The 1,284-nt window shown below is 45.4% G+C and carries 1 protein-coding gene and 1 pseudogene; both read left to right on the plus strand.

All coding sequences use genetic code 11. The features are described from left to right. Positions 1 to 391: IS110 family transposase (locus QME20_RS19655; protein ID WP_281716518.1), on the plus strand; the 391-nt coding region annotated here is incomplete at its 5' end. Between the two features lie 251 nt (positions 392 to 642). Beyond that, a pseudogene (locus QME20_RS19660) lies at positions 643 to 1,032 on the plus strand (IS110 family transposase); the annotation flags it as partial. Positions 1,033 to 1,284 lie beyond the last annotated feature (252 nt).

Here is a 1,284-nt window from a genome sequence, read left to right on the forward strand (position 1 = left end):
ACGGCTACAAAGTATTCCCGGAGTTGGTCCAATTATAGCCAGTGCGCTTTATCAACATATCGGCAATGGCAGTGAGTTTAAGAATGGCCGGGCAGTCTCAGCATCATTGGGGCTGGTACCCAAACAACATAGCTCAGGAGGCAAGCATAATCTACAGGGGATTAGTAAGCGTGGAGATAGCTATCTAAGAACCTTACTCATTCATGGTGCCAGGGCTGTCATGCGAGTGAGTAAACATAAAGAGACACCATTGTCTCAATGGATAAAGCGAATAGAGCAAACGCGGGGGAGAAACAAAGCCGCGGTTGCACTGGCTAACAAGTTGGCCCGAATAGCTTGGGCACTATTAGCACAAGGTGGCGATTATCAGCCTGAGTTGACAACCGCTTAAGTTAATAATGAACCAGTTCACTTCCAAGGATTGCTGAATAAACATAACGTGATGACAATACGGTTAAACCGACATATCGAAAACCTGATAGGGCGTGTGGATTATTAATCCGAGTCAACGATAAGGACGATATGGGCGAAGTTCATCGAGGCTCGAAGTGAAAATACTTCAACGAGAAGCCGGATATACGGACGCAAACCATTTTAGTCAAACAGCATGTTTACTCTTGCAATAAAGGGGGAGACCATATACGGCTACAAAGTATTCCCGGAGTTGGTCCAATTATAGCCAGTGCGCTTTATCAACATATCGGCAATGGCAGTGAGTTTAAGAATGGCCGGGCAGTCTCAGCATCATTGGGGCTGGTACCCAAACAACATAGCTCAGGAGGCAAGCATAATCTACAGGGGATTAGTAAGCGTGGAGATAGCTATCTAAGAACCTTACTCATTCATGGTGCCAGGGCTGTCATGCGAGTGAGTAAACATAAAGAGACACCATTGTCTCAATGGATAAAGCGAATAGAGCAAACGCGGGGGAGAAACAAAGCCGCGGTTGCACTGGCTAACAAGTTGGCCCGAATAGCTTGGGCACTATTAGCACAAGGTGGCGATTATCAGCCTGAGTTGACAACCGCTTAAGTTAATAATGAACCAGTTCACTTCCAAGGATTGCTGAATAAACATAACGTGATGACAATACGGTTAAACCGACATATCGAAAACCTGATAGGGCGTGTGGATTATTAATCCGAGTCAACGATAAGGACGATATGGGCGAAGTTCATCGAGGCTCGAAGTGAAAATACTTCAACGAGAAGCCGGATATACGGACGCAAACCATTTTAGTCAAACAGCATGTTTACTCTTGCAATAAAGGGGGAGACCATATAC

Origin of the sequence: Alteromonas sp. CyTr2 (genome assembly GCF_947311905.1) — a bacterium.
Classification (GTDB): Bacteria; Pseudomonadota; Gammaproteobacteria; order Enterobacterales; family Alteromonadaceae; genus Alteromonas; species Alteromonas macleodii.